Genomic DNA, 24,077 nt, shown 5'->3' with positions numbered 1-24,077 from the left:
ATTGTCGTCCCGGCGGCCCTTCGCCAGACTTTGCGCACCGCCTGTCCGTATCTGGCCAAAGCTTGCTTAACAAACCGTAAACCGAACGAAATTCGAAGACCTTTTCGATCCGGTCCTGCCGGCCTGACGGGATGGCGGGCGGGGCGTTTTGGGCCGCAGGCCCAAGAGCGGCGAACCGCCGCCCCTTCCACTCACGCCCGACCTCCGCTACATCACCTTCAAACACATATTCGGAAAGCGATCTCATGGCACTTGAAAAAACATTCGACGCACAAGACGCCGAAGCGCGCCTCTATGCCGCCTGGGAAAAGGCGGAAGCCTTCCGCGCCGGTGCGAACGCGACGCGGGATGAGACCTTTTCCATCATGATCCCGCCGCCGAACGTCACCGGTGTTCTGCACATGGGGCACGCCTTCAACAATACGCTCCAGGACATCCTCGTCCGCTGGCATCGCATGCGCGGGTTCGACACTCTCTGGCAACCGGGCCAGGACCACGCCGGGATCGCCACGCAGATGGTCGTCGAACGCAAACTCGCCGAGGCTGGGCAACCTTCCCGGCGCGAGCTAGGACGCGAGGCCTTCCTCGAAAAGGTGTGGGAGTGGAAGACCCAAAGCGGCGATACCATCATAGAGCAGCTCAAACGCCTTGGCGCATCTTGCGACTGGTCCCGCAACGCCTTCACGATGTCCGGCGCGCCTGGTGCACCCGAAGGAGAAGACGGCAACTTTCATGACGCCGTGCTCAAGGTCTTCGTGGAGATGTACAAAAAGGGCCAGATTTATCGCGGCAAACGCCTCGTCAACTGGGATCCGCACTTTGAAACGGCGATTTCGGATCTCGAGGTCGAGAACATCGAAGTCGACGGTCACATGTGGCACTTCAAATATCCGCTCGCTGGCGGTGCGACCTATACCTACGTCGAACGGGACGCGGACGGTAACACGCTGTTCGAGGAAGTGCGCGACTATATCTCCATCGCGACGACACGACCTGAAACCATGCTGGGCGATGGTGCCGTCGCCGTTCACCCATCGGATGAACGTTATGCGCCAATCATCGGAAAACTATGTGAAATACCGGTTGGCCCGAAAGAGCACCGCCGCATGATTCCGATCATAACGGACGAATACCCCGACAAGGACTTCGGCTCCGGTGCAGTCAAGATCACCGGCGCGCATGACTTCAACGACTACGGCGTCGCGACCCGCAACAACATCCCGCTTTACGCGCTGATGGATACCCGGGCCGCGATGCGGGCGGACGGCCTGCCCTATGATGAGGCTGCCGCACGCGCCAGAGCGATCGCCGAAGGTACCGCGCGCGCGCCGCAGGACGCGACCGAGATCAACCTCGTCCCCGATGCCTACCGTGGCCTCGACCGGTTCGAGGCGCGCAAATTGGTGGTTGAGGACATCACCGCAGAAGGCCTCGCCGTGATGACGCAGGCGCATGATCCACGATTGGGCAAGGCTGCGGCAAAGCCCCTTGCCCCGGAAGAGGGCGGCGAGGCGCGCGGGGACACGCTGGTGCCGCTGGTCGAGGCCAAGAAGATCATGCAGCCTTTCGGTGACCGCTCCAAGGTTGTCATTGAACCGATGCTGACCGATCAGTGGTTCGTCGACACCGCCCAGATCGTGCAGCCCGCCATCGACGCCGTGCGCAGCGGCGATACACAAATCTTGCCGGAGCAAGACAAGAAGGTTTATTTTCACTGGCTCGAAAACATCGAGCCGTGGTGCATCTCAAGGCAGCTGTGGTGGGGGCACCAGATTCCGGTCTGGTACGGACTGGACCTCAAGGGCGCGGGCTTCATCGACGATGAAGGCGATGGTGCGCTGGATCTGGTCGAAATCTCGCGCCTGCTGTTGCAGCAATCGCTTCCCGAAAGCAGCGATCACTATCACTGCGCGCCTGCGTTCGATGCCGTGCGCGAGAAGTTCGACGAAGTACTGGTCAATCTGCCTACCCCGCTCGATCACGCCCGCGTGGTCGAGGTCGACAACCGCGCCGCAGCGGTTCATGTTCTGGCAGAGGCGCTTTCGGCCTATTCGTTCAGCCAGGATCCGACCGATCTGGTTTATCCCGTCTGGCGCGATCCCGACGTGCTCGACACCTGGTTCTCCTCGGGCCTGTGGCCCATCGGCACGCTTGGCTGGCCCGAGCAGACGCAAGCACTGGAGAAATACTTCCCCACGTCCGTTCTGATTACGGGCTTCGACATCATCTTCTTCTGGGTTGCCCGCATGATGATGATGCAGTTCGCGATCACCGGGCAGAAACCTTTCAGCACCGTCTATGTTCATGCTCTCGTGCGCGACGAGAAGGGCAAGAAAATGTCGAAATCTCTCGGCAACGTGCTCGACCCGATCGAGCTGATCGACGAATACGGTGCCGACGCCGTGCGTTTCACGCTCACCGCGATGGCCGCAATGGGCCGGGATCTGAAGCTGTCGACCCAGCGCATTCAGGGATACCGCAATTTTGGCACAAAGATATGGAACGCGCACCGCTTTGCGGAAATGAACGACGTATTCACTGGATCGCCCGCGCAGATGCCTAAACCGCACGCCACGCTCAACAGATGGATCGTCGGCGAGACCGCCCGCATCCGCGAGGAAACCGACGCGGCACTTGCCGCCTACCGGTTCAACGATGCCGCCAACGGGCTGTATGCCTTTGTCTGGGGCAAGGTTTGCGACTGGTACGTCGAGTTATCAAAGCCGCTGCTGCAGGATAATGCGCCTGAAGCCGACGAAACCCGTCAGACGCTCGCCTGGGTCCTGGATCAATGCCTGATCTTGCTGCATCCTATTATGCCCTTCATCACAGAAGAGCTTTGGGGCACCACCGCGCAGCGCGGCAAACAGCTTGTGCACGCGGACTGGCCCACCTACACGACCGACGACCTGCTTGACCCCGAGGCCGATCGCGAGCTGAACTGGGTCATCGGCCTGATCGAAAGCGTCCGGTCCGCGCGGACGCAGATGCATGTGCCTGCAGGGCTCAAGGTTCCGATGATCACCACCGACATGGACGACACCGCAAAGGCTGCTTGGGACAAGAACGAAGTCATGATCAAGCGGCTTGCCCGCATCGAAACACTCGAACAGGCGGATGCCTTTCCCAAGGGAACAGTCGCCATCGGCGCGCCGGGTGCCACCTTTGGCCTGCCGCTCGAGGGGATCATCGATATAGGCGCAGAACAGGAGCGGTTGCAGAAATCGCTCGATAAGCTGGGCAAGGAGATCGGCGGCCTGAAAGGGCGGCTGAGCAATCCCAAATTTGCCGCGTCAGCGCCCGAAGATGTGGTGGCCGAAGCGCGGGCCAATCTGGATGCCCGGCAGGCGGAGGCCGATCAGCTTCAGGCCGCGTTGGACCGGCTCGCCGAGATCGGTTAGTATGTGATTGCGCCAGGCCGGTTAACCGGCCTGGAACGCGACAGGCAATTCGCCCCTTAGTCGAAGACTGCAGGCCGTTTCGCCATGGTCGCCGCGATGACTTCCATCTGATGCGGCTTGCCCATCAGCCCGACCTGCGCGCGCGATTCGGCGTCGAGCACCGTAACGGCATCCGCCGTCTCGGCAACCGCGATCAACCGCTTGGCGGCACGGATCGCTGAAGGGCTCTTGCCGGCAATCGTCTCGGCCAGCGCCTGCGCTGCGGCCAGCGGATCATCGGCCAGTTCAGTCACAAGCCCCCAACGCTCCGCCTGCGCCGCTCCGACAGGCTCTGCCGTATATGTCATCCGGCGCAGCACGTCCGAGCGCACCAACCTGGGCAGCAGCACCATGCCGCCCATGTCCGGCACAATTCCCCATTTCATTTCCATTACCGCGAACTTCGCGTCGGGCGAGGCGATGCGGATATCTGCCCCCAACGCCAACTGGATTCCCGCCCCGAAGCACGCGCCATGCACGGCGGCGATCACCGGGATATCCATGCGCGCCCAGACCATTGCGAATTCCTGCCACTGGTTGGTGGTGCCGTCTCCGTGGGTGCGCGGCATCAACAGCTCGGCCGGGTCTTTGCCGACCATGCCAGACAGGCCGCTGATGTCGATGCCAGCGCAAAAGGACGCTCCCTCGCCCGACAGGATCACGACCCGTGCGTCGGACGCGGCGACGTCGTTTCCGGCTGCGATGACTGCATCGATCATATCCTGATCGACGGCGTTCATCTTGTCGGCACGGGTCAGGCGGACGTGGGCGATATGATTGTCAAAGGTGACTGTGACGCGGGACATGGGGGCTTCCTCCGTTTAATGGCAGCAGTTCACACCATCTCTCGCGTTCTGGCCAGCGAAACGTGGCGGCAATCGTGGCACCCATCAACACGACTTGCCCCTGGCCGCGCGCATGTCATAACTGCGGGTATGACACATGCCCGCCTCACCCCTCTCGCCCGGTCGCTTCCCGCCACGGTTCCGTTCGTTGGTCCGGAAACGCAAGAGCGTGCGCGGGGCGCCGCGTTCGACGCACGGCTTGGAGCGAATGAGAGCGTGTTCGGCCCTTCACCCGATGCGATCACAGCCATGGCAGAGACAGCACACTGGATGTACGGCGATCCCGAAAGCCACGATCTGCGCGCAGCCCTTGCCGATTATCACGCGACAACGCCCGCGCATATCATGGTGGGCGAAGGCATCGACGGCCTTCTGGGATATCTCGTGCGTCTGCTCGTCGCGCGAGGCGATGCCGTTGTGACCTCCGCAGGCGCGTACCCCACCTTCAGTTACCATGTGGCGGGCTTCGGCGGTGCGCTGCATACCGTGCCCTACAGCGGCGACCACGAGGATCCGGTGGCCCTGTTCGCCAAGGCCGGTGAGGTCGACGCAAAGCTCGTTTATCTCGCCAATCCGGACAACCCGATGGGCAGCCATCACACCGGTGCCGACATCCTGCGCGCCATGGACGCCTTGCCCGATACCACGCTGCTGGTGCTCGACGAGGCATACATCGATTGCGCGCCCGAAGGCACGGCGCTGCTGTTGCCGGCAGATGATCCAAGGGTGATCCGGATGCGCACGTTCTCCAAGGCCTACGGGATGGCCGGCGCGCGTGTCGGCTACGCGATCGGGCATCCCGATCTGATCGGGTCGTTTCACAAGGTGCGCAACCATTTCGGCATGAACCGCGCGGCGCAGGCTGGTGCCCTCGCGGCATTGCACGATCAGCCCTATCTGCATTCAGTCCAGAAGCGGATTGCAGCAGCGCGAAGCCGGATCGCACTGATCGCACGAGACAACGGGCTACAGCCCCTGCCCTCCGCCACCAATTTCGTCGCCATTGATTGTGGACGCGACGGGGTGTTCGCCAAGGCCGTGCTCGACGGGCTGGTCACGCGGGGGGTATTTGTCCGGATGCCGTTCGTCGCACCGCAAAACCGGTGTATTCGCGTCAGCTGCGGCACTGATCCGATGCTCGATGCGTTCGCCGCGGCGCTGCCGCTCGCCTTGCAGGATGCAGAAAAAGGCTGACTTGGCGGAAACCTGCGTTATCTTTGTAGGCGAGACAAGGGAAACGACGCCGATGGATGACATGCGGGGCAGTGCGCCCGATTTCACAACCGCCTGCATCGTGATGTTCGGCGTGAACATCGCCTGGATCTTTTTTGCGATCTGGGCGATCTGGGGCCTCGTTGCAGTCGCGGGAACAGGCTGGTGTATCAATCGGCTGATCAGCTACGTCGAGGTGCGCAGAGCGGGCTAGGCCCCGCCGATCACCTCCGCTGCTGCATCCAGGGCACCGCGTCCGTGCGCGATGTCGAGCGCGCACAGACCCGCCTCTATCCCGCCAAGCATCCCCATGACCATCTGTCCGTTGACGTGCCCCATGTGACCCAGCCGAAAGAACGCGTCCCGCTTCGGATCCCCCGGTTCCGCCATGCCAAGCCCGATCCCCAGCGTCAGACCAAGCTGGTTTTGCACCCAATCGCGCAGACGCGTGCCGTCAGCCTGTCCCAGGCGCAAAGATGTAACGGCAGTGCTGCGATAGGCAGGATCCGAAATATTCAGCCGCATTTCACCTTGCGTGGCCCACGCATCGCAAGCCGCCCAGATCGCACGCGCAAGTACACCGTGCCGCGCCCAGACATTTTCGATCCCTTCGGCGTGAATCATATCCAGCGATGTGCGCAGCCCGTACAAATGATGCGTGGGCGCGGTGCCTGCAAAATACTGGAAGAACTGGGTTCCCTCGCTGCGCGGCACCCAGTCCCAGTACCTACTCACCCGTGGCATCGCGGCACGCGCGGCCTGCGCACGGTCGTTGAAGAAAACGAATGCACATCCGGGTGGCACCATCAGCCCCTTCTGACAGCCTGTTACCACCACATCGACGCCCCAGGCGTCCATCTCGAAACGGTCACAGCCCAACGACGCGATGCAATCGGCCATCAAAAGCGCCGGATGGCCTTCGGCGTCCAGTACCGCGCGCAGGGCCGCAACATCGTTCTTCACCGAACTTGACGTATCTACATGCACCGCCAGCACGGCCTTGATCCGGTGGTCCGTGTCCGCAGCCAATGCCTCGGCCACCCGTGTCGGATCGAAAGGCGCGGATTTGCCGAAATCGATGATCTCCACGTCGGCCCCGATCCCCGCAGCCATATCTGCCCAACCATGCCCAAAGCGTCCCGTTGCAGGAACCAGCACACGCTCGCCGGGCGCCACGACATTGCTCAGCGCCGCTTCCCACGCGGCGTGTCCGTTGCCGATATAGATCGTGGCATGATGCTCGGTGCGCGCGACACGTTTCAGATCTGCCACGATACCCGGCATCATATCGACCAGCTCGCCTTCGTAGATGTTCGGTGCGGGACGGTGCATCGCCTGAAGGACCGCCTCGGGCATCACGGACGGTCCCGGAATAGCAAGGTATCCCCGCCCGTGGGACAGGTTCGGCTTTTGTGTCATTTGCTATTTTCCTTTTCGGCCAACCGGTTGCAATTGCCGTTTGGCGCAGACCATAGCCGCTCGCGCAGCCGCGTCAATCGCGCCCTGCGCTTGCCCCTGCCCGCAAGGCCCACTAGGATCGCGCGAACTCTCCGGACCGAGCAGGAAAGCCCGAACTATGAGCGGACAAAGCTATACCTCGGGCCAGCTGATGCGCTGGCTTTGGAAGGACTACCTGCGCCGGCACATGGGCAAACTCGGGCTTGCCGTTTTCTGCATGGTGCTCGAGGGATCCACACTGGGTGCCATGGCCAAGTTGATGGAGCCGATGTTCGACCGCGTTTTTGTCGCGGGCGATTCTTCGATGTTGCTGGTCGTCGGGTTTGTGCTGCTGGGGATCTTCGTGCTGCGCGCCTTTACCAGCGTCGCCTCAAAGGTTCTGTTGACCCGTATTTCGCAACGATCGGCCGCCGATATGCGGATCGACCTGCTGGACCGGATGATGCAGCAGGACGGCGCGTTTCATCAGAACCATCCGCCCGGATTTCTGGTCCAGCGGGTACAGTCCGACGTAAACGCCGTGGGGAACGTATGGCGTGCGGTCATCACCGGTGCAGGGCGCGATTTCATCGGGCTTCTTGTATTGCTGGCCGTCGCGATTTCGATTGATCCAATTTGGGCGCTGCTGGCCTGCATCGGCATCCCCGTTATGGTACTGCCCGCCGCTTTTGCACAACGCTTCGTCCGCAGCCGCGCGCGCGAGGCGCGCGATCTGGGCGCGACCCTGTCCACCCGCCTTGACGAGGTGTTTCACGGCATCGTCCAGATCAAGCTGAACGCGCTGGAGGCCTACCAGGCGCGCCAGTACCGCGACATCACCAAGACTTTCGTGTCAACAGAGGTGCGTACCGCCTTCGGCAGTTCCGCGATCCCCGCGATGATCGACATCATCTCCGGCATCGGCTTCATGGCCGTAATCCTTTATGGCGGCTCGGAAATCATCTCCGGCGACAAGACTATCGGTGAATTCATGACTTTCTTCACCGCGATGGGGTTTACCTTCAATCCCCTGCGGCGTCTGGGTGCGATCAGCGGCCAATGGCAGACCGCCGCCGCAGCCCTGGAACGGATCAAGGAATTGATGGACGCACCCGTCCGCCTGTCCTCGCCGGCCGCACCGCAGGCCGCGCCGACCCAAAGCCCGGACATCGAGCTTGATGATGTGATCCTGTCTTTCGGCGACGCGCAGATACTTCGCGGGGTTTCCCTGACCGCCAAGGCAGGCGAGACGACTGCCCTCGTCGGCGCGTCGGGGGCCGGCAAATCGACCATCTTCAATTTGCTTACCCGCCTGCTGGACCCTGATGAAGGTACAGTGCGCATCGGCGGCGTGCCCACCACTGCGATGGCCATTCCAGATCTTCGAATGCTGTTTTCCGTGGTGTCGCAAGAGGCGTTGCTGTTCGACGAGACGCTGCGCGAGAATATCGTACTCGGTCGTACCGACGTCACCGACGCACAGCTGAAAACCGTTCTCGATGCCGCTTTCGTGTCCGACTTTTTGCCGCAACTGGAACGCGGACTGGACACCCGTGTGGGGCCACGCGGCTCCGCTCTGTCGGGCGGGCAGCGCCAGCGCGTCGTAATCGCGCGGGCCCTGCTGCGCAACACCCCGATCTTGCTTCTGGACGAAGCAACGAGCGCACTGGATGCCCAGTCCGAGCAAGTGGTGCAGGATGCGCTGGACCGCCTGTCAGTCGGCCGCACCACCCTCGTGATCGCGCACCGGCTCAGCACGATCCGCGGCGCGGACAAGATCATCGTGATGGACCGCGGCCGCGTCGTCGACCACGGTACCCACGAAGAGCTGCTGGCACGCGGCGGTATCTACGCCGACCTCTACCGGCTTCAGTTCAAGGACGGCAAGACGGTGTCGGAGCGCCTCGCCGGGCGCGAAACCGTGCGAGTGGAAGGCGATGACGATGAGAGGCAGCCGAACATTCTGCAGAGGATCGGACAGCATCTGTTCGGATAGCCCAACGGCAAATCACCGCATGGCACATCCGCAATCGCCACCGGCTTGGGACCTTCGCGAGAACCTCAGCCGCGCGCGTCATCAATCGTGTCGCGCGCACGCGCGTCCTTTGGATCCGCTGCCAACGGCAATTTGCGTCTGCGATCATAACTTTGCGCAAGCCGCATCGGAGAGGTTCCGCAGAGGTACCGCAGGAGCGTCCATAGGTTACGGCTTCCGCGCGACAGCCATCCGTGCTGTCGGTATTTGGACGCGGATGTGATCGCGACCGCGTCCACCGGCGTCAGCTGACCGCGCAAGGCCCGCGCCAATGCTACATCTTCCATCAAGGGAATATCGCGGTAGCCCCCCGTCGCACGATAGACATCCCGGTGCACGAGCAGTCCTTGATCGCCATAAGGCAGTCCCATCCGACTTCGCAAATTCGCCCAACCCGCGACCATAGAGGGGGCGAGTCCGCGCCGGTCGAACGACAGCCGGAACCACCCCGCCCTGCGCCCCTGCATATGCGCAATCACCGCACCACTCCAACCCGGTGCCAACACCGTGTCCGCGTGCAAGATCAAGAACCACTCGCCGCGCGCTGCCGCAACACCCCGGCGCAACTGCCCACCGCGCGATGGAGTGCCGTGGACAACATCGGCCCCCCACGCCTGCGCCTGCGCACCCGTCGCATCGCTCGACCCGCCGTCGCTCACGATGACTTCGCGGATCAGCCCGGCATCAAGGCCCTCCATCAGGGCGGCGAAACAGGACCCTAGTGTAGTCTCGGCATTCAGTGTCGGTACGATAACCGAGAGTTGTGCGCGCATCCCGTTCCTTTCGCGTTCACCCCTTTTGCCCGGGGCGAGGCTCGCTATATAGATACCAATGATGAAAGGATAGTCCGATGACCGCCGCTTCCCGCCGTATTCTGCGCCTCACGGGGGCCGACACACTCGAGTTTCTGCAGGGCCTGATCACCAACGATATCGAACGGTTGAAAGACGGTCTTGTCTATGCGGCGCTGCTCACCCCCCAAGGCAAGTACCTGGCGGATTTCTTCCTCAAGGCCGATGGTGACGGCGTGCTGTTGGACGCGGATGAAGCACAGGCCGATATGTTGGTGCAGCGGTTGTCGATGTATAAACTGCGTGCGGACGTCACCATCGCCCCCACCGCCCTCCACCTGCACCGGGGCATTGGCGTCTTGCCCGATGACGCCCTGCCCGATCCGCGCCATGCCGCCCTCGGCTGGCGCGCCTACCGAAGTGACCTGCAGACGGACGATACCGTGGACTGGACCGCGCTGCGCGTTGCACACATCATCCCCCGCGCCGGAGTGGAGTTGACGCCTGAGAGCTACATTCTGGAAATGGCGTTCGACCGGATCGGAGGCGTCGATTTCCGCAAAGGGTGCTACGTTGGGCAGGAAGTCACCGCCCGCATGAAGCACAAGACCGAGCTTCGCAAAGGCCTTGCAAAGGTCGCGGTCAACGGTGAGGCGCACACCGGTACCGAAATCACGGCCGACGGCAAACCCGTCGGTACCCTTTTGTCGCGGTCCGGCGATCTTGCCCTCGCCTATCTCCGCTTTGATCGCGCTAAGGGTACGATGCAGGCGGGCGATGCAGCAGTTGAGCGTGTAGAGTAGCCATTACAATGCAAAACGCGCCCCGCAATACGGGACGCGTCACAGCAGGTCGGCGAGACGCGGCGTCAGGCGCGCTCGACATACTCCATCGTTTCGGTATTCACGATGATCTCCTCGTCCTGTCCGACGAACGGCGGTACGGACACTTTGATACCATTGTCCAAAAGCGCCGGCTTGAAGGAGTTCGCGGCGGTCTGGCCCTTCACGACCGGCTCTGTCTCAACGATCTTGCAGGTCACTTTTTGCGGCAACGACGCGTTCAACGCCTCGCTTTCGTGGTATTCGACGACAATCATCATGCCGTCCTGCAGGAACGCACGGCGTTCTCCCAACAGATCTGCCGGGATCTGAACCTGGTCGTAGGTGTCTGTGTCCATCACGACCAGCATCCCATCGTCCTCGTACAGGAACTGTTGGTCCTTCTGCTCCAGCCGCACCCGCTCCACCTTGTCCGCAGACCGGAAGCGTTCGTTGAGCTTTGAGCCGTTGCGAAGATTTTTCATCTCAACCTGTGCAAATGCCCCACCTTTGCCCGGTTTCACGTGATCTACCTTCACGGCTGCCCAAAGACCGCCATTATGTTCCAATACGTTTCCTGGACGGATCTCATTTCCGTTAATTTTTGGCATCTGCAAACTCTGACAAGGTTGATGAATGATTACCGAGCCCTATATCTTGTGTCACTTACACGTGCAAGGACACCTTTATCGTGCTGCGCCTGCGAAAAGCTATGCGTTCATGTCATAGGTGCCATGTGAAAACAGGGTATCCGAATCGCTCTTTATCTGTCAGAACGACCCGACGCCGTGGATGACAAGAGCAAGAATAATGAAAGGACGACGAGATGAAAGATTTCGTTGATGGCACAGCCTTTAACAACGAGCAGGGCAACCGTGCCCGCAAACTATTCGCTGCCGTGGTACTGGCCGCGTTGGACGATGCGATTGCCGACGACAAAAAATACGGCAACGGCCCCGAGCAGATCGCCCGGTGGGCGCGGTCGCGCGATGGTCGTGAAGTATTGAGTTGCGCCGGTATCGATCCCAACGAACGCGTCGTGACCGGTCTGATGGATTTTGTCGGCAAAGGCGTCCGGACATCCGTTGCGCTATCGCGCGAAGAGTCGGAGCGCCGCAACGCCGCCCAGCAAGCCGAAGCCGCGTAAAAGCGCGCGCATCGAAGCGAAAAAGACGCGAGCCGGTGGCTTGCGTCTTTTTTTTGCGGGCGGGCGGCGCGAGGGATCCGAATTGGCCAAAGCGATCATGATCCAGGGCACCGGCAGCAACGTCGGCAAATCCATGATCGTGGCCGGCATATTGCGTGCCTTGCACTTGCGCGGGATCAAGGTCCGTCCTTTCAAACCACAGAACATGTCGAACAACGCCGCCGTGACGGCGGATGGTGGGGAAATTGGTCGCGCTCAGGCGCTGCAGGCGCGTGCCTGCGGTGTTTCTCCTCACACTGATATGAACCCTGTGCTGCTCAAACCGGAGACCGCTACCGGTGCACAGATCATCGTTCAGGGTCGCGTGGCCGGTCATCAGGACGCCCGTGCATTCGGCGCGAACAAGAAAACGCTGCTGCCGGCCGTGGTGGACAGCTTTGACAGATTGGGACAGCAATGCGATCTAATCGTCGTCGAAGGCGCTGGCAGCCCCGCTGAGACGAATTTACGCGCCGGAGATATCGCCAACATGGGCTTTGCCCGCGCGTGCGAGGTGCCGGTCATCCTGCTTGGAGACATCGACCGCGGCGGCGTGATTGCACAGATCGTCGGCACGCAGGCCGTTCTGTCGGATGCGGACAATGCCCTGATCAAGGGGTTCTGCGTCAACAAGTTTCGTGGCGACCGCACCCTTTTCGATGCCGGACGCGATGATATCGTGCAGCGGACCGGTTGGCGGAGTTTCGGCGTCATACCCTGGTTCAATGCAGCAGCGCGTCTGCCGGCGGAGGATGTGATGGACCTTCCCGCCCGTGCGAGGTCTGGCGGTACGGGCGTGGTGATTGCGGTCCCACAATTGCCGAGTATATCGAATTTCGACGATCTCGACCCACTCTGTTCGGAACCGAATGTGGATCTGCGCATGGTCACAGCGGGCAACACGATCCCCGCCGAGGCGGATCTGATCCTTCTATTGGGCAGTAAGGCAACGGTGTCCGACCTGACCGCCTTGCGCGCGACAGGATGGGACATCGATATCGCGGCGCATATCCGACGCGGTGGCCATGTCATGGGCCTGTGTGGCGGTTATCAGATGCTGGGACATTCCATCAGCGATCCCGGCGGTGTCGAGGGACCAGCCGGAACCGTCATGGGTCTGGGGCATCTCGACGTCGAAACCATCCTCGCCCCGGTCAAGAAGCTGTCGCTTCGCGTTGGCCGCCACCAGCAAAGCGCAACCTCCCTTCAAGGCTACGAGATCCACATGGGCAGCACGACCGGACGCGATTGTGAACGGCCCTGGATCGAGCTTGACGGCACGCCTGACGGCGCATCGAACCGTTCAGGAACGGTACTGGGATGCTATCTGCATGGCATATTCGCCTCGGACGCATTTCGCGCAGCCTATCTGGCGCAGGTCGGCGCGGTATCAACCGTTCTCTACGAACAGCAGGTCGAGGAAACGCTTAATGATCTGGCCGCACACCTGGAGCGGTATTTCGATCTTGATCTTTTGCTGGAAACAGTTGGTCTCGGCTGACGCCTATTCCATCTCCTGCGCCGTCAAAGCTCTGTGGATCTCCCGCCGAACCAGCTTGCGCACGTTACGTGTAATACGCTCTCCCAGAGCGCCCTGAAGTTCGGACCGTACTATTTCGCTGACGAGATCGCGCAGCGTCTCCTCGTCCATCAACCCATCATCCGAAGCCAGTCCTGCGGTGGCCTCTGAATCTGCCTCGTCCGCCGGGGTTTTTGAACGCTCGTGGTCAAGGTCCTGCTGCGGGTGATCGTTAAGAGGACTGCCCGTCGCGTCGAGGTCAATGTCATCTTCCCACGCCATCGCGGCAGCAGGCGCGCCGGCATAATCGTCGTCGCCCGCTCCATCTGGTTCCCAATCCTGACGAATCGCACCTATAGCGGTTTCCAAAGCGGCGATTTTCGCTGTGAGCGGCACGGTCTTATCTAAAGCCACGCCATCGCCCGTCAACACCGGATCCGCATGTTCGTCCGTCGGCTGCCCGACCAGCGATGAGCCGTCTTCATCGGACCATTCTGCATGCACGTCACCGAATTCTATGTTCCAATGCCGATCACGCTCTTCATCTTGCTCTTGGTGGGCGGCGTAAGCCTCGTCCGGGGAATCTCCGTGATCCGGTACGAGATCGGACCAGTCATCGGGTGCCTCATTGACAGCTTGAGTATCTGTGCTCGCGTCTTCCGCATCCGTCGATACCTTCCCTGCCAAGGTTTCCTGAACAAGGGCATCCAGATCATTCAAAGCTCTTTCCTTAGGATCCATGGCTGTATCCTGCGGTGTCTCCGCGATGTCCGCATCGTCCAGCGTGCCTTGCTGTGCAACGCTCTGCGGCTTTTCGGATGGATCGCGTCCGATCCACGTCTGACGCGCGACCAGACCAAGATCAAGCGGCCCCTCATCCTGTGCTTCCGGTGGCGCCTGCGGTACGCGCAAAGCGGGCGTAAGGACGAGCTTCTCAGCCTTTTCGTCGGCTACAGGGCTGGCCGGTTGCGCCGATGGGCCGGTCGGCGCGCTGCGCAAGCCTGCCAGCGGGCGTTTATCTTCGGACACCAAACGGCGGATCGACGACAGAACATCTTCGACCTCTTCATTCGTGACGGGTTTCGACATAAATCACCACTCTCTGCTCGGGTGAAAGGATAGCGCGGCCTTCAAATTCCCACAATGCTTCGGAAAAGTTTGGAAAAGATTAAATCACGCCTGTTGCAGCGGCGTGATGAAGCGTGCTTTTTCCCTTTGGGCCCACATGGCGCATCGACCGACAGCTTCACCTGAAACCGTTAAGCTCCCCGGTCGGTCGCGTTCCTGCATCCACCAAAAAGTGCGGACGATTGCTCAGTTTTTCTGCAACCTCTGAAGCACCTGGTCCAGCTGCGCCCCCTGCTTTGAACGCTTCGACGGTCCGTCTTTCACCAGGTTGTAGTATTCTGCAGGATCGTAAAGCTGCACGGGCAAGCCCAAGGCACGCGCGGTCAGCTGTCCAACCGACGACAGAACCGCGTAAGATGCCACATACAGCTGCGACTGCGCCGAAATCCTTGTCGCTTCGGCATCCAGCAGCGCCTGTTCTGCATCAAGCACATCCAGCGTCGTTCGCGCGCCCAGCGTCGCTTCTTCGCGCACGCCGCGGAACGCGATCCGCGCGGCGCGGACCTGACCGTCGGATGCCGCGAGCGTGGCACGCGCAGAGGCGAGACGCGCATAGGCATTGCCTACGTTTTGTTCGATATTCCGGCGCACCACATGAAGATTTCCGCGCTCCGAATCGCGTAATGCCTGCGCGCGACGAATGCTCGCCGGCTGCGCTCCACCCGCATAGATGGTGCCCCCCGCGTTGATACCTAAGGATGCGCTGGTATTGAAAGCGTTCGAATCCAATGCCTCATTTGCAGAAATCGCGCCCTGCAGGTTTACCGTGGGCTTCGTGTTGGCTTCGGCGCGCCTGATCTGCAATTCTGCCGCGGAAACACGGTGCTGCACGGCGCGGAGCGCCGGATGACGACGTACGGCAAGCGCCTTGGCCGTTTCCAGATCGGAGGCGATATCGGGCAACTGCGGCGGCGGCGTAAGACTTCCCGGCGGACGTCCGATAATGCTCCGGAACTCCTCGACAGCAATCAGGAAATTCCCTTTCGCAGTCGCGAGCCCGCTTTGCGCATTCGCGAGCTGTGCTTCGGCAAGCGCCACATCGGTGCGCGTGACTTCACCGACCTCGAAACGGTTCTGCGCGGCACGTAGTTCCTGCCCCAGAAGCCGAAGGTTGTTCTGCCGTAGATCTACGAATTCGGCTGCTTCAATCACGCCCATGTACGCCTCGACCGCGCGTAAAAGCACATCCTGCTCGATCGAAACAAGAGTCTCGCGGGTCGCGAGCACAGTTTCTTTCGCAGCTTCGGTGCCAAATGCGCTCGCTCCAAAATCGTACAGCAATTGTTCCGCGATCAGCGACCCCGATGCGTTCAACGCGTCGGTATCGCTTATCGTCGGAAAGGTCGCACTCCGTGCGCGCCCGAGGCTTTGCGTGATGGATGCAGTCCACCCTATCACCGGTTTCAGCGCCGCGGCGGCAAGCGCCACATCCTCATCCGCTGCACGCAGCAAGGCGCGGTTCTGGTCCAATAGGCCGGAGGTTTTGTACGCACTGACGAGGGCGTCCGCCAGCGTCTCGGCGCGCGCCCCGGGCGCCGTGACCGAGAAAGCCACGACACTTACCAGAATTGTCTGCGCCATCATACGGCGTATTCCGCCCTTGATCTTTACGATACCCATTTGCATCCCTTACGTTTTCGAGCCCTAGGCCCCCGGACCACAGGTCCGGAAATGTTGCGCCTACAAAACGAATTGTTTTTTCTTACCAAAACCCGGCAAAACCGCCGCGGTCGCATTGAATGCAAGCCGCCAGCTTATCTTGTCACCGCGCTTACGCCCGATGCGCGCCTCGCCCAGCGGTCCATCCATGAAAATGCAACCGATCCGGCCTCCGTCTTTCAACTGGTCGACAATTGTCGAAGGAACCGTCTGAACGCCGCCCTGAATCACGACCGCATCGTAGGGACCATGCTGGGCAGCCCCTTCGGCCAGCGGTCCGGTATGCACGACTGCGTTGTCGGCGCCCGCCTCGATAAGCGCGGACTGCGCTTCGTGCGCCATGGCCTCGTCTTCCTCGACGGCCACGACCGCTTCGGCCATGCGCGCGATCACGGCTGTCGAGTACCCCAAGGTGCAGCCTATATCAAGAACAAGCTCGTTGCCCTCAATAGCGAGGGCATCCAGCATTTTTGCAAGCGTGCGCGGCTCGACCAGGACACGCCCTTGTCCAAGATCGAGGTCTTCCCCCGCATACGCGGCTTCGCGCTTTGCCACCGGAACGAAATCTTCGCGCGCAACACCCAGCATCGCGTCGATAATCGGGAATTTCGTGACATCGGAAGGGCGCACCTGCGTGTCAACCATCATCGTACGTCGGGCGGTAAAATCGGTCATGAGGGAAGCTCGTCTCTGCAGAATCCAGTTGCGCCAAATGTTGCACAACAACAAGCCAGCAGCAACGCCGCATCCGGCACTGCGGCGGTTTAACCCGCCAGCGCGTCCTGCAGGGCACGCTTCCTCCGTCACAGAGCATGACACGCGGATGTTCACCCTTGCAGCGTCTCAAGCGCCGGTTTATAGCAAAGCGCAGGTGGCGAGTTGGCGGAGTGGTTACGCAGCGGATTGCAAATCCGTGTACAGGAGTTCGATTCTCCTACTCGCCTCCATTTACTTTCAATGACTTAGCAGATCGAGTGATCCAGCCCAGTTGAAAGTCTAAACAAACGTCTAAACATTCCGTTTTTGTTCTGTTCGCTCTTGCTGCGCTTCGATGGCGCGCATCTTCTGGCGGACCTTCTTGGTGTAGTGCAGAACCATCGCCTGGCTTTGACCTGTCACGTCAGCAATCAAATCATCGCTACATCCGGCTTCGAGCAACTCACAAGCCGCGTTGTAGCGCCAACTGTGGATATCATAGTCCACTGCCCCGATCTTCTCGCGGACGTTCCGCACCGCTTGGGACGCGCCGCGATAAGGCCAGCGGTTCGCGCCCCGCTCATTTGTCAGGACGAAAACTGAATGACGGCTTGCAGCCCCAAGGGCCGCGCTCAGTTCAGGCAGGATCGGAACCCAGAGTTCCTTGCCCGTCTTGTTCTGGCGGATCAAGAATGCACCGTCCTGAATATCAGACCAGCGCATTTCGAGAACATCGCCAATCCGCTGACCCGTGCCAACGCAAAGCTCCATAACCAGCCGTTCTCGCGTCCCAAGCGGGTAAGCAGTTCGGTAGACGTTTAACAGATCCTGCGGCCAAGGCTCCTGCGCGACCTTTCCGGTTTTCAGTTCAGGCGCACCCTTTACCGGATTGTCGTCGCGCCAACCCAGATCAACGCAATGCTCCATGAGGACACGCAGCACCCGCAAAGAGTAATTTGCGGAATATGCCTTCTCTGATCACATCTTTACGTCGCATATGGCCAGATTGATACCTGCCATGATCGACAAGAAGAAATCGAGATACTTGTCGTAGTCCAGCGCAGTGCGCGGCTTGAACCGTGTTTAGCGAGGCGAACTGAGATAGTCTTTGACGAGCGCCGCAATGTTGCGGGTATTAACGCGTGTAGGCGGCGCCTCCCCTGCCAGAATATCCGCGTATTCCTGCCAAAACTCTGGGGTCTGAAACTCAGGTGAATGGTTCTTTCGTTTCTTCATTTCGGATCACTTCTCTCGTCATGCTATCCACCTTAACGACTGGCCTGAATTTCCGCGAACACCTCTGACAGGTCTTTTCATCACGCGCCCGAGCTTGCGCCCGCGGTCAGCCACAGCCAGATCGCCTCACCGGCCTCCAGGTTCGCGGTGCGCAGATAGGACATCCAGTCGGTGTAAAGCTCCGGCAGGAACAACGTGATGGCCGGCACCCCGATGAGCAGCGCGAGTGTTACAACGTCCATGGCCAGAAACCACAGCACCCCGCGGAAAATCGTACTGATCGGCACGGATCGGCCGACCACCGAACTTATCATGAACACGTTGAATCCTAATGGTGGCGTGATCAACCCGATCTCAAGATATTTGATCATGATGATCCCGAACCAAAGCAGCGAGATGTCATAACTTTCGACCACCGGCACCACGATGGGCAGTGTGATCAGCATGATCTCGATCGGCCCGATAAAAGTTCCCAGCACGATATAGATCACTGACAGCGCGATGATCACTGGCACCGCCTGGTCGCTGTAGCTGGTTGCAATATCGGCCAGCCACTGACCCAGACCGGACAGGGCCATGAACCGGGTGAAGACATGAGCGCCAAAGATGATGGCAAAGATCGACCCGCTTTGGCGCAGGGTGTCGAGAAAAGCGCGCCCCAGCTTGGCCCGCGTCAAGCGCCCCGCAAGCAATGCAATCAGGAAGGCCCCGGAAGCCCCGATAGCCCCGGCCTCCATCGGGGTGAAAAACCCGACCATAATTCCACCCATCACCAAGATGAACAGCAGCGTGATTGCCCACGTGCCCTTGAGCGAGCGCAGTTTCTCGCGGAACGGAATTCGTTCCGCCATACCCGGCGCCAGGTCCGGGTTGGCCCGGGCGCGAATCAAGATCATTGCGATATAGATACCTGCCGACAGGATACCCGGCAGGATACCGGCAATGAACAGCAGCGCGATTGATTGCTGTGTGAACACCGCATAGAGGATCATCAGGACGCTGGGCGGGATCAGTGACCCCAATGTACCCGACGCCGCGACCACGCCTGTGGCCAGACCCTTGTCGTAGCCGCGCCTGAGCATCTCCGGCACCGCGATCTTGCCCATCGCGGCGGCGGTCGCCAGACTGGAACCGGAGACGGCGGCGAAGGCCGCGCAGCCCATGGTCGAGGCGGCGGCCAGTCCACCGGGAAGACGCCCGAACAGCACACGCGCGGCGTCATAAACCTCGCGGGTGAAACCGGCGACGTAGGCGATATACCCCATCAGCATGAAACTGGGGATCGTGGTGAGGTCGAAATTAAGCAGGCTGCCGAAGGTGTCGGCCGACAGCACCGCGTCCGCCGCCCCGGTCGAGCGCAGGATGGCCACGCCGCCCCAGCCAACCCCCAACAGCGCAAATGCCACCGGCACGCGCAGGAACAAAAGCAAGATCATCAAGATGACCCCGATACCGCCGATCAGTTCACGTTCCACGCGCGCCTCCCACCTTGGCTGACTGGTGATCGACCAGCTCCGATAGATCCAGTTCGCCCTCGCCCGTGCCGGTTTGCGACAACAGGGGCACGGGGCCGAAATCACCTAGTTGATCGCGCGCATCCAAGCGTATCAGCACCGGCAGCATCACGAACTGAATTGCGATCCGGGTCAGCCACCAGGCAAGGCCGACCATGAAGAACAGCCGCGGCGGCCAGGATGGCAATTCGTAGATTGAGCCGTAGGTGATCTCGAGAAAGCTGTCCGGCACCTCCTCGAACGACACCATGCAGAGCCGCGTAACCGCAACGACCCCGACAAGACATCCGAACACCCGCAGGTACAAGTTCCACCGATAGGACAGCGTGTCCGACAGCGCTGTGACCTCGATGTGATCCTCCCGCCCCTGCAACGTGCCCAGCATCAGCGACACCATCAGGACCAGCGCCCATTCCGCCGCCGTGATGTCATCGGGTAACGGCTTGTATGTTGCGCGCCCAATCACCGAGACGAAGGTGATCAGGACCATGACGGCCAGAACGGCCCCCGCGACCCACAGGATCATATGGTCGATGCGGCGTATCCGGTCGGCGAGCTTCTGAAGCGCGGCTCTGGCCCGCTCACCGCCGGGGCCTTCTCCGGCGGCTTGAAGGGATCGCGCCGCAACATAGAGCAGCAACAGCGCCAACACATCGAATAGCACCGCAAGGAGCCATAAAGAGAGAATATGCTGCACCGTCCAGAAACTGTCAGCCTGGGCGATCAGGTGCCGGTATATGAAGAAAGTGAACACGCGCGCGTCCTTTCAGAACCACCGCTCCGGAATCGGGGGGGGGAGACGGATCAAGTTAAGGGTCCAACCGGGAAAACGACCGGCCCCTCGACGGGAACCGATCTGTCGGATCACCAGGGATAGTCGCCCGTTTTCAACTCTTCGGCAGCGGCTTCGCGATTGGCCCGGTAGGCCTCGCCGATTTCGGGGGCCGCAGGGTTCACCTGCGCCGCCTTGGACACGTTGTTGGCATAGGACGGCGCCAGCGCCTCGGCCCAAACCGCGCGTTCCTCGTCGGTCAGCTCATAAATCTCCATCGGATAGGTTTCGTCCTTCTGAACTCGGTCGAACACAGAAGCGGCCTCGTTCACCTCGGCCTTGGCGAAGGCCTTGTTCAGATCATCCAGCGACGCCTCGATGACCTCACGCTCGCTGTCGGAGAGATCCTTCCACACATCGAGATTGATGTAGTACATGCTCGAATGCTGGCCCAGATCCGGCCGCGTGACATAGTCCGCCACCTCGTTGAGCCGGAACGGGTAGAGTTGGTTCGCATAGGTGGTGGCGCCGGAAATTGTACCTTTTTCCAGCGAGGTATAAGTCTCGGGGGAGCGGATGCGCGCTGGGTTCACGTCCCACCCTGAATTCTGCGCGGCAAAGGCATAATGGCTCGACAGACGCATGGTGGCGTTGTCGAAATCCTCGGGCGACTTGTAGATCTTGTCACCTACGAAGATCACCGGGCCGATGGATTCGATGGCCAGGAACTTGACGTTTTCATTTACCTCTTCCTCGGTGATGGCGGGAAATGCGTCGCGCGTCGCGCGCCAGGCCTTCGAGATCACCCAAGGGTCGCCCGTACCGGTCGATGTCGAGGACAAGTAGTTCAGCGGGAGTTTCTGCCGCGAATAGGCTGGCACGACCACCGCCATGTCGGCCAGCCCGCTGGCAACCGCGTCGAGGTTGTCGCCCAGCTTTGACAGCGATTGCTGCCAATAGAACTCGACTTCCAGTTCTCCATCGGTCGCCTCGGCCAAGTCCTCGGCCCATTCCTTGAGAACTTCCGAAGTTGCAGCACTGGGCGGGGACGAGCTGGAAAAGCTCAAAGTGCGCGCATGTGCGGCCGAAACAGTCAACGCCAGCGCAACGCTAAGCGGAAATACAGTCAATATCTTCATGGTTTCCCTCCCGAGTTGTCCCGGTCGACCCTACGGAACGGGTCTTGTACGGGCATTTTGTAACTTGATGATTCCAGAGGGGCGGATCATAGTCCATCTTGATGTTGATGAAATACATCCCGTATGTGATAATTGGTGTAGTTATGGACAATGAACTGAAAGGCGCGGTGAAATCCGCAATGCGGGTGGTGCAGGTGTTCGAGCTGTTCGAGGCCGAACGCCGCGCGCTGAGCGTGCAAGACATCGTCGATGCACTTGGCGTGCCGCAATCAAGCATTTCTTCATTGCTCAAGACGCTCGTTCACGAGGGATATCTGACCCGAGGCCGCGGCGACCGACGGTATCTGCCCTCGGAGCGGCTGGCCTTTGTCGGCAACTGGGCACTGGGGGCGCCGGGCGGTATGGCAGCGATCGGTCGGTTGATGAACTACCTGTCCGAACGCACCGGCGAGGCGGTTCTGCTGGGTGCGCAGAGCGGCCTTCAGGCGCGCTATGTCTCGATGCTGGAATCGCCGCATTCATTGCGCTTTTCGCTGCGGCCAAACCAGACCCGGCCAATCCACGGCTGCGGCGTGGGGATCATGTTGCTCACACGGTTCACCGATGCCGAGATCGGCGCGATGGTGCGCCGATACAATGTTGAGTTCAGCTCCAAGCCCTCGCCCCTGACCGAGGCACAGGTGCTTGAAAATGTCGAGACGGCGCGGCAACAGGGTTATTTCGAGACTTTCGGCATGGTCACCGAAGAGGTCGGCACGATTTCGACATTGATTGATCTGCCCCTGGAGGGACGATCGCTGGCGATCGGGCTGGGCGGGCCGCTGGCCCGCCTGAACCCGAAACGCGACTGGCTGCGCGACACCCTTTTGGAACAGGCCCGCATGTTCAAGCGCGCGCAGTCTGACGAAGCTGCCGGGGCTGAGACGGTCAGAACATGAATTCGCCACCGTTCAGGTGCAACGCTTGTCCGTTCATGAAACTGCCGGTGGTACACAGATAGACCGCCCCGTAGGCTAGGTCGTCCACGTGGCCCCAGCGTTTCACCGCGATCCTCTCGCGTACCGTATCAATAGCCGTGTTGGGATACTGGCTCCAGTCGCGGTCGGTGTCGATGGCGCCGGGCACCAATGTGTTGGCAGTGATGCCGTACTGGCCCAGCTCCTTGCCGATGGCCTTGGAAAATCCGTGCATCCCCGACTTGGCCGCGATGTTGTAGGCGCGGTTTATCAGATGGCCGGTGAACCCGTCATAGCCCGAGACATGGATGATCCGGCCCCACCCCTTGTCCTTCATCAGCGGCACAACGTGGTGCGCAAGGTAGAATGAAGCTGACAGGTTGATGCGGATCGAGTCGTCCCAGTCCGCGATCTCGATCTCCTCGAACGGCTTGTGCAGACGACGGCCAACATTCGACACCGAGATATCGACCGATCCGAAGGTGTCCGCGGCCTCGGCGACCATGCGTCCCACTGCGTCGGCATCCGAGACATCGCACATGATTGGGTGCGCGCGCCCTCCGGCCTCTTCGATCAGGCGCACGGTCTCGTCCACGTTGTCGCGGTTGCGCGCGCCGTTCACGATCACCGCCGCCCCGGCTTCGGCCAGACGCAGCGCGATGGCCCGGCCGATGTTCTGACCCGACCCGGTGACCAGCGCCACCTTGCCATCAAGCCGCGTGGGATGCAGGCCGGTCGGGTCTGGGATGGCCCCTGAGGGATGGCTCATCAGGCATATCCCCCGATCATGTCGGCCTTTTGCAGCGTGTTGTCGACGATGCGGATCGAGGCGATGTCGATCATTCGTCCCTCAAACTGGACCGATCCCAACCCCTGCGCCCAGGCTTCCTCGTAGGCAGCCTTCATCTTGCGGGCGCGCGCGACATCCTCGGCATCGGGCGAGAACACTTCCTGCGCGATCTCGATCTGCGAAGGGTGGATCGCCCATTTTCCGACCATTCCCAAAATCATCGACCGTCGGCATTCCTCGCGATAGGCGTCCGGGCTGCGGAAATCTGCAAACGGGCCGTCGACCGCGTCGATCCGGTTGGCGCGCGCCGCGATGGTCAGCTTTTGGCGCTGATAGTGCCAGATATCGCCGGGATAGCCACTCTCGCCGCCGATGTCCTTGATCGACACACCCTGGCTGGCCGAATAGTCGCCCATGCCAAAGATCAGCGCCTCGAGCCGGTCGGACGCGGCGGCGATCTCATCCACCTTCTGCATCGCTTCGACCTCCTCAATCAGGGTTTCCAGACCGATCCGCTTGGTCATCTTCAACTTCTTCTCCATCATCGACAGCAGCTTGTCGCAAAAGGTGATGTCGTCGGGTCCCATACTCTTGGGTAGCATGATCAAGTCGAGGTTGTCGCCAGCGCCCTCGACCACCTCGATGATGTCTTCATAGGCGTATTCAGTGGACAGGTCGTTGATCCGCACGCAGCGGGTTGTGCGGCCCCAGTCCAGCTCGTTCAACGCCCCGACAATCTTGCCGCGCGCTACGCGCTTGGCCGAGGGGGCAACCGCGTCCTCCAGATCGAGGAACACGTAATCCAGGTCGAGGCCGGAGGCTTTTTGCATCATCTTCTCGCTCGATCCGGGCACGGACAACTGGCAACGGCGAAGTCTCTTTGGCTGGGTCATCTCGGGTG

Annotated in this window: 21 protein-coding genes and 1 tRNA gene; 9 read left to right on the top strand and 13 right to left on the bottom strand. The window is 60.8% G+C overall.

All coding sequences use genetic code 11. The annotated features are described in order from the left end of the window. Positions 1-245 precede the first annotated feature (245 nt). The gene (locus tag Q1A06_RS00520) at positions 246-3,401 is read left to right on the top strand and encodes a valine--tRNA ligase (protein ID WP_299557594.1); all 3,156 of its coding nucleotides are present in this window, start codon (positions 246-248) and stop codon (positions 3,399-3,401) included. Positions 3,402-3,457: 56 nt separating this feature from the next. Here Q1A06_RS00520 and Q1A06_RS00515 read toward each other — a convergent pair whose 3' ends face one another. Then, a complete protein-coding gene (locus Q1A06_RS00515) occupies positions 3,458-4,246 on the bottom strand; it encodes a crotonase/enoyl-CoA hydratase family protein (RefSeq protein WP_299557592.1) in 789 nt (262 codons plus the stop codon). A gap of 129 nt (positions 4,247-4,375) precedes the next feature. Here Q1A06_RS00515 and Q1A06_RS00510 point away from each other — a divergent pair, with 129 nt between their 5' ends. Both Q1A06_RS00510 and Q1A06_RS00505 read left to right on the top strand, forming a co-directional pair. Next, positions 4,376-5,479, top strand: coding sequence for a pyridoxal phosphate-dependent aminotransferase (locus tag Q1A06_RS00510; protein WP_299557590.1), 1,104 nt, complete (start codon positions 4,376-4,378; stop codon positions 5,477-5,479). A gap of 52 nt (positions 5,480-5,531) precedes the next feature. After that, positions 5,532-5,711, top strand: a complete 180-nt coding sequence (locus Q1A06_RS00505) for a hypothetical protein (protein ID WP_299557589.1) — start codon at positions 5,532-5,534, stop codon at positions 5,709-5,711. Here the strand turns inward: Q1A06_RS00505 and Q1A06_RS00500 are convergent. After that, the gene (locus tag Q1A06_RS00500; RefSeq protein ID WP_299557587.1) at positions 5,708-6,916 is read right to left on the bottom strand and encodes an aminotransferase class V-fold PLP-dependent enzyme; all 1,209 of its coding nucleotides are present in this window, start codon (positions 6,914-6,916) and stop codon (positions 5,708-5,710) included. The genes Q1A06_RS00505 and Q1A06_RS00500 overlap by 4 nt on opposite strands. Positions 6,917-7,073: 157 nt before the next feature. On the opposite strand from Q1A06_RS00500, the gene Q1A06_RS00495 reads away from it, so the two are divergent. Further along, on the top strand, positions 7,074-8,930 hold the full coding sequence (locus Q1A06_RS00495) for an ABC transporter ATP-binding protein (RefSeq protein WP_299557585.1): 1,857 nt from the start codon (positions 7,074-7,076) through the stop codon (positions 8,928-8,930). A gap of 65 nt (positions 8,931-8,995) precedes the next feature. On the opposite strand, the gene Q1A06_RS00490 is transcribed toward Q1A06_RS00495, so the two are convergent. Continuing rightward, positions 8,996-9,742, bottom strand: a complete 747-nt coding sequence (locus tag Q1A06_RS00490) for a TIGR04283 family arsenosugar biosynthesis glycosyltransferase (RefSeq protein WP_299557583.1) — start codon at positions 9,740-9,742, stop codon at positions 8,996-8,998. 77 nt (positions 9,743-9,819) lie between these two features. On the opposite strand from Q1A06_RS00490, the gene Q1A06_RS00485 reads away from it, so the two are divergent. Further along, complete coding sequence (locus Q1A06_RS00485; RefSeq protein ID WP_299557581.1) at positions 9,820-10,563, top strand: folate-binding protein; 744 nt, start codon at positions 9,820-9,822, stop codon at positions 10,561-10,563. Positions 10,564-10,628: 65 nt separating this feature from the next. Here the strand turns inward: Q1A06_RS00485 and efp are convergent, their stop codons facing one another. Continuing rightward, positions 10,629-11,192, bottom strand: coding sequence for an elongation factor P (efp, locus tag Q1A06_RS00480; RefSeq protein WP_299557579.1), 564 nt, complete (start codon positions 11,190-11,192; stop codon positions 10,629-10,631). 215 nt (positions 11,193-11,407) lie between these two features. Here efp and Q1A06_RS00475 point away from each other — a divergent pair, with 215 nt between their 5' ends. Together Q1A06_RS00475 and Q1A06_RS00470 are read left to right on the top strand one after the other, a co-directional pair. Beyond that, positions 11,408-11,728 (top strand): DUF6280 family protein, encoded by a 321-nt coding sequence (locus tag Q1A06_RS00475; protein ID WP_008228933.1) that lies wholly within the window; start codon positions 11,408-11,410, stop codon positions 11,726-11,728. An 82-nt stretch (positions 11,729-11,810) separates the two neighbouring features. Beyond that, positions 11,811-13,268, top strand: a complete 1,458-nt coding sequence (locus Q1A06_RS00470; protein ID WP_299557577.1) for a cobyric acid synthase — start codon at positions 11,811-11,813, stop codon at positions 13,266-13,268. Between the two features lie 3 nt (positions 13,269-13,271). Here Q1A06_RS00470 and Q1A06_RS00465 read toward each other — a convergent pair whose 3' ends face one another. The 3 genes from Q1A06_RS00465 to Q1A06_RS00455 all read right to left on the bottom strand — a co-directional run bounded on the left by Q1A06_RS00465 (position 13,272) and on the right by Q1A06_RS00455 (position 16,748). Further along, entirely contained in the window at positions 13,272-14,375 is a 1,104-nt protein-coding gene (locus Q1A06_RS00465; RefSeq protein ID WP_299557575.1) for a hypothetical protein, read from the bottom strand. 225 nt (positions 14,376-14,600) lie between these two features. Next, complete coding sequence (locus Q1A06_RS00460; protein ID WP_299557573.1) at positions 14,601-16,034, bottom strand: TolC family outer membrane protein; 1,434 nt, start codon at positions 16,032-16,034, stop codon at positions 14,601-14,603. Between the two features lie 60 nt (positions 16,035-16,094). Beyond that, complete coding sequence (locus tag Q1A06_RS00455) at positions 16,095-16,748, bottom strand: protein-L-isoaspartate O-methyltransferase (RefSeq protein WP_299557571.1); 654 nt, start codon at positions 16,746-16,748, stop codon at positions 16,095-16,097. 198 nt (positions 16,749-16,946) lie between these two features. On the opposite strand from Q1A06_RS00455, the gene Q1A06_RS00450 reads away from it, so the two are divergent. Then, positions 16,947-17,020 (top strand) — tRNA-Cys (locus Q1A06_RS00450). Positions 17,021-17,081: 61 nt separating this feature from the next. Here Q1A06_RS00450 and Q1A06_RS00445 read toward each other — a convergent pair. The 4 genes from Q1A06_RS00445 to dctP all read right to left on the bottom strand — a co-directional run bounded on the left by Q1A06_RS00445 (position 17,082) and on the right by dctP (position 21,430). Continuing rightward, the gene (locus Q1A06_RS00445; RefSeq protein WP_299557569.1) at positions 17,082-17,711 is read right to left on the bottom strand and encodes a tyrosine-type recombinase/integrase; all 630 of its coding nucleotides are present in this window, start codon (positions 17,709-17,711) and stop codon (positions 17,082-17,084) included. Between the two features lie 374 nt (positions 17,712-18,085). Beyond that, on the bottom strand, positions 18,086-19,480 hold the full coding sequence (locus Q1A06_RS00440) for a TRAP transporter large permease subunit (protein ID WP_299557567.1): 1,395 nt from the start codon (positions 19,478-19,480) through the stop codon (positions 18,086-18,088). Then, complete coding sequence (locus Q1A06_RS00435) at positions 19,470-20,273, bottom strand: TRAP transporter small permease subunit (protein WP_299557565.1); 804 nt, start codon at positions 20,271-20,273, stop codon at positions 19,470-19,472. Before Q1A06_RS00435 ends, Q1A06_RS00440 begins: the two co-directional genes overlap by 11 nt. Before the next feature lie 110 nt (positions 20,274-20,383). Beyond that, positions 20,384-21,430, bottom strand: coding sequence for a TRAP transporter substrate-binding protein DctP (gene dctP, locus Q1A06_RS00430; RefSeq protein ID WP_299557563.1), 1,047 nt, complete (start codon positions 21,428-21,430; stop codon positions 20,384-20,386). A gap of 143 nt (positions 21,431-21,573) precedes the next feature. Between dctP and Q1A06_RS00425 the strand changes: the two genes are divergently transcribed. Then, positions 21,574-22,368 carry a helix-turn-helix domain-containing protein gene (locus Q1A06_RS00425; protein WP_299557561.1) on the top strand — a complete coding sequence of 265 codons (795 nt, stop codon included), beginning with the start codon at positions 21,574-21,576 and terminating at the stop codon, positions 22,366-22,368. Here Q1A06_RS00425 and Q1A06_RS00420 read toward each other — a convergent pair. Both Q1A06_RS00420 and Q1A06_RS00415 read right to left on the bottom strand, forming a co-directional pair. Beyond that, on the bottom strand, positions 22,358-23,155 hold the full coding sequence (locus Q1A06_RS00420; RefSeq protein ID WP_299557559.1) for an SDR family NAD(P)-dependent oxidoreductase: 798 nt from the start codon (positions 23,153-23,155) through the stop codon (positions 22,358-22,360). The two genes, Q1A06_RS00425 and Q1A06_RS00420, sit on opposite strands and share 11 nt — an antisense overlap. Further along, a complete protein-coding gene (locus tag Q1A06_RS00415; RefSeq protein WP_299557557.1) occupies positions 23,155-24,069 on the bottom strand; it encodes a CoA ester lyase in 915 nt (304 codons plus the stop codon). Before Q1A06_RS00415 ends, Q1A06_RS00420 begins: the two co-directional genes overlap by 1 nt. Positions 24,070-24,077: the final 8 nt, after the last annotated feature.

Origin of the sequence: uncultured Sulfitobacter sp. (genome assembly GCF_947497275.1) — a bacterium.
Lineage (GTDB): Bacteria > Pseudomonadota > Alphaproteobacteria > Rhodobacterales > Rhodobacteraceae > Sulfitobacter.
This window is presented reverse-complemented; position numbering and strand designations above follow the sequence as displayed.